The organism is Microcystis sp. M53602_WE12 (assembly GCF_030065455.1).
In the GTDB taxonomy this organism is placed as follows: domain Bacteria; phylum Cyanobacteriota; class Cyanobacteriia; order Cyanobacteriales; family Microcystaceae; genus Microcystis; species Microcystis aeruginosa.
In genome coordinates this window covers 1-4,160 of record NZ_JASJFB010000742.1, presented here as the reverse complement: position 1 = coordinate 4,160, position 4,160 = coordinate 1, and the positions used below count along the sequence as shown (strand labels likewise).

4 protein-coding genes are annotated in these 4,160 nt (G+C 43.1%); 1 reads left to right on the top strand and 3 read right to left on the bottom strand.

What is annotated here, in order from left to right:
• Window positions 1-132 precede the first annotated feature (132 nt).
• Complete coding sequence (locus tag PX482_RS22975; protein WP_288025516.1) at window positions 133-456, top strand: helix-turn-helix domain-containing protein; 324 nt, start codon at window positions 133-135, stop codon at window positions 454-456.
• Here PX482_RS22975 and secF read toward each other — a convergent pair.
• From secF to PX482_RS22960, 3 genes are all read right to left on the bottom strand, one after another.
• Entirely contained in the window at window positions 453-1,385 is a 933-nt protein-coding gene (secF, locus tag PX482_RS22970) for a protein translocase subunit SecF (protein ID WP_002763140.1), read from the bottom strand. The two genes, PX482_RS22975 and secF, sit on opposite strands and share 4 nt — an antisense overlap.
• 121 nt (window positions 1,386-1,506) lie before the next feature.
• Entirely contained in the window at window positions 1,507-2,913 is a 1,407-nt protein-coding gene (gene secD / locus PX482_RS22965; RefSeq protein WP_002763147.1) for a protein translocase subunit SecD, read from the bottom strand.
• 26 nt (window positions 2,914-2,939) lie between these two features.
• Complete coding sequence (locus PX482_RS22960) at window positions 2,940-3,923, bottom strand: alpha-ketoacid dehydrogenase subunit beta (protein WP_002763149.1); 984 nt, start codon at window positions 3,921-3,923, stop codon at window positions 2,940-2,942.
• Between the last annotated feature and the right edge of the window lie 237 nt (window positions 3,924-4,160).

The following is a 4,160-nucleotide window of genomic DNA, read 5'->3' as shown; positions in this document are numbered from 1 at the left end:
AGCTTTTCTGGTCGGAACCCCCTAAGCCGAGTTTTCAAGGTGCTGCGCCGTCCACTTGGTTTTCGAGACTGGCCTTTTAATTCTAACGTAAAGCCAACCTAGAACGGCGGGGTTTCAGACCCAAAATTTCCGATGAGTGAAGAACAATTTGAACTGGTACAAGGTAGCGGGAATGTGTACCGCGATTTTGGCGATGTAGATGCGGACGTGCGACAAGCGAAAGCACTGCTTGCTGCTGAAATTATCAAGCTTCTGGAGAAGGAAGACTTATCAACCTGCGATGCTCAAGTGCGAACTGGAATTAATCACAGTGAATTTGTCCAGATTCGCCGTGCTAATTTGGGACGCTTTACTATTGACCGTTTGATCTCAATTTTGGGTCGTCTCAATCAACAGGTTGAAATTACTATTACGACCCATCCAAGAACCACTGATTCTTCACCAATGGCATCCTAACTGTAATTGAGTGTGGGTCGATGGGAACGACCGCGCCACCAAGCTAGTAGGGTACTAGCGATAAAAATACTCGAATAGGCCCCGGCTACGAAACCAATAATTAAAGCTAGGGCAAAATATTTTAAGGTCGTGCCACCAAAGAGAAAAATCGCCACCAGAGGCAATAAAGTGGTCAGGGTGGTATTAATCGAACGAGTTAGGGTTTGACTGACCGCGTTATCGACAATTTCATCCACGGATAATTCGGGGGTATTGACAAAATTTTCCCGCACGCGATCATAAATTACCACTGTGTCATTAACAGAAAAGCCCACAATTGTCAAGAGGGAAACCAAAAATAAACTATCCACTTCTACCCCCGCAATTAAGCCTAAAACCGCAAAGACCCCTAAAGTGATCAAAACGTCGTGCAGCAGGGCGACAATGGCGAAAAAAGCGTAATCCCGTTGAAAACGGAAGCTTAGATAGACAGCAATGCCAAAAAATGACACTAATAAAGCTAAAAATCCCGACCTAAATAATTCTTGACCGATGGTGGGACCGACTGTATCGATTTGACTGGTTTCGGGGTCAAAGGCGCCGATTTTCTGGTTTAAGGTGTCGAGTAATTTCGTTCTCTGTTCTTCTGCCAGGGTTTTAGTCCGCACGGATAAAGTATATTTATCCAACACCTGCACACTACTGTTACCCAATCCTTCCTCGTCTAAAATTGCTTGCACTTCGGCAGTAGTTAAGGGTTTCTCACAGTTATTCTTTTTGGCACAGGCTAATTCTATCTGAATTCTCGTACCACCAACAAAATCTAAACTCGGTCGCAAAGGCGCTTGAATAGTGAACCAAGAAATTACCATGGCCAAAATACTACCAATCGTCAGCAGGGCCGAGACTGTCCACCAAAAATTACGCTGTTTTGTAACGTTAAATGCCATATTGATTAAGTAAAAAGTAAAAAGGAAAAAGGAATTTGGGGAGTAGGGAGTGGCAATCGGTGGGTTACGGCGAATATGAAATTATTGGTTAACAGCATAACTTGTCGTCGCCTAACCCACCCTACTGATTTACCGGTAAATTGGGGCAGAAAAGTTGGGGTTTTTGGCGAATGCTAGGGACGTTTAACACGGTGATTAACAGGAGAGTGCGACTACAGGTTAAAGCGGTAAACATACTCACAGCTACCCCAATGGCTAAAGTTAAAGCAAAACCTTTGACTAATCCTGAACCCAACCAAAATAAGGCAGCACAGGCGATTAAAGTAGTGACATTACTATCAAGAATACTGGAAAAAGCCCGATAAAATCCCGACTCTACTGCCCGAAATAGGGATTTTCCGGCCCTTAATTCCTCCCGGGTACGCTCAAAAATTAGTACATTTGCATCGACTGCCATGCCGATACTGAGGATAAATCCAGCAATACCGGGTAACGTCATGGTGACTCCCACTAGGGCAAAAGCCCCCAGAGAAAGAATAGTATAGATAATCAGGGAAACATCGGCAATAATACCGGGTAAACGGTAATAAACCGCCATGAAGATTAAAACTAACAGTAAACCCACTAAACCAGCGTAGATACTGCGACGGATACTATCCTGGCCTAAAGTTGCCCCGACGGTGCGAATTTCTTCCACTTTAACGGGGAAAGGTAGAGAACCACCGCGCAATTGAATCGCTAGATCGTTGGCAGTTTCGGCGGTAAAATTACCAGTAATCACGGCCCGGCCTCCTGTAATTCCCGTTTGGGCAAACTGCACATCAACCACAGGGGCGCTAATTAATTCATTATCGAGGAAAATCCCAATACTGCGACCAGTACCTGCGATCGCTTTAGTCAGTTCGGCAAATTTATTGCCCCCTTCCGAATCGAAAGTAATGGCCACTTCCCAGTTAGTGCCTTGGGTGGAACTAATAGTGGCATTTTGCAGATTTTTTCCAGTTAAGTCCACCGATTCAAATAAATTTAAAATCGCCTCTTTAGATTTTTGCAGAGATTGTTCTAGTTCGGCAATTTTAGCGGCATTTTCGGGTTTATTCTCGGCTTTGAGGGCGGCTAATTCCGCTTTTTTTTGTTGAAAAATTGAATATTCAGCCCGGAATTCTCCTTCTGTACCTTGTTTTTGCTGACGAAATTCTAATTGGGCCTGAACATTTAGGTTTCTCTCAGCTTCTTTGGGATTTGTGACCCCGGGTAGTTGCACAATTACCTGATTTTTACTGTCCACAGTCTGCACTAATGATTCAGAAACACCCAGGGCATTAACGCGGTTTTCAATCACATTTTGTACCGCTTTTAAATCATTAGGTTGAATGGTTTTGACGGTTTCAGTGGGTTTAACCTGAATGGTTAATTGACTACCACCGCGCAGGTCTAAACCTAATTGTAGGGGTAACTTAATCAGGACGAAGATCGAGGCAATAACCAGACCGATGATCAGTAACAATAACCAATTTTGTCTCTGCATAACTTCAGTATCAAAAGGAGAATTTTTTAAATGCGATCGCCAACTATTTTTTGGACAGCTTCGACAATTTGATTAGGTTGAATAATCGTCAATCTTTCTAGATTACCGTTATAAGGTGTGGGGATATCTTGGGAAGATAATCTTAACACGGGGGCATCTAATTCATCGAATAACTGCTCGTTAATTAAAGCAATTAACTCGGAAGCAATTCCTGCCGTTTTCATACATTCTTCCACGATAATCACCCTGTGAGTCTTGCGAATCGAAGCGGCGATCGTCTCCATATCAAAGGGTTTTAGGGAAATTAAATCGATAATTTCCGGATCATAGCCATCTTTTTCTAACTGTTTTAATGCCTGTAAACAGTGATGACGCATCCGCGAATAGGTGAGAATGGTGATATCTTCTCCCTTGCGAACGATTTCGGCTTTATCGAGGGGTAAAAGATACTCGGTATCAGGTAAATTTTCCTTGAGATTATAGAGAAGAACGTGTTCAAAGAAAAGCACGGGGTTATTATCTCTAATCGCCGATTTTAATAAACCTTTGGCGTTGTAGGGAGTGGAACAAGCGACAATTTTTAGTCCGGGTACCGCGTGAAAATAGGCCTCTAAACGTTGGGAATGTTCCGCCCCTAATTGTCTCCCCACACCCCCCGGACCGCGGATAACCATGGGGATTTTAAAATTACCGCCGGAAGTATAACGTAACATCCCGGCATTGTTGGCAATTTGGTTAAAGGCAAGCAGAAGAAAACCCATATTCATGCCTTCAATAATCGGACGTAATCCCGTCATGGCTGCCCCCACTGCCATGCCCGTAAAACTATTTTCAGCGATGGGAGTATCTAAAACCCTTAAATCGCCATATTTTTTGTAGAGATCTTTGGTAACTTTGTAGGAACCGCCGTAATGACCCACATCTTCACCTAAAACAAATACTGTCTGGTCGCGGCCCATTTCCTCATCGATCGCCTGTCGCAAAGCATTAAATAATAGGGTTTCTGCCATATCAAGTCCCCGTTTACAATTCGGTCATCTTATCACTAAACTTATTATCTTACCCCTTTTCTGGTCCGAAGGAGCGGGAATTATGAATTATGAATTATGGTTCTTCGTTACTTGGTATGGTTCGATAGGGGGGCATAAATCGACTAAATCCTTATCTGGCAAGAGACTTAATTGATTAGTTCGCTCTAGAGCAAAAACAATTGACAAAAATCGCTAAATGCTTTTCTATATAAGGGT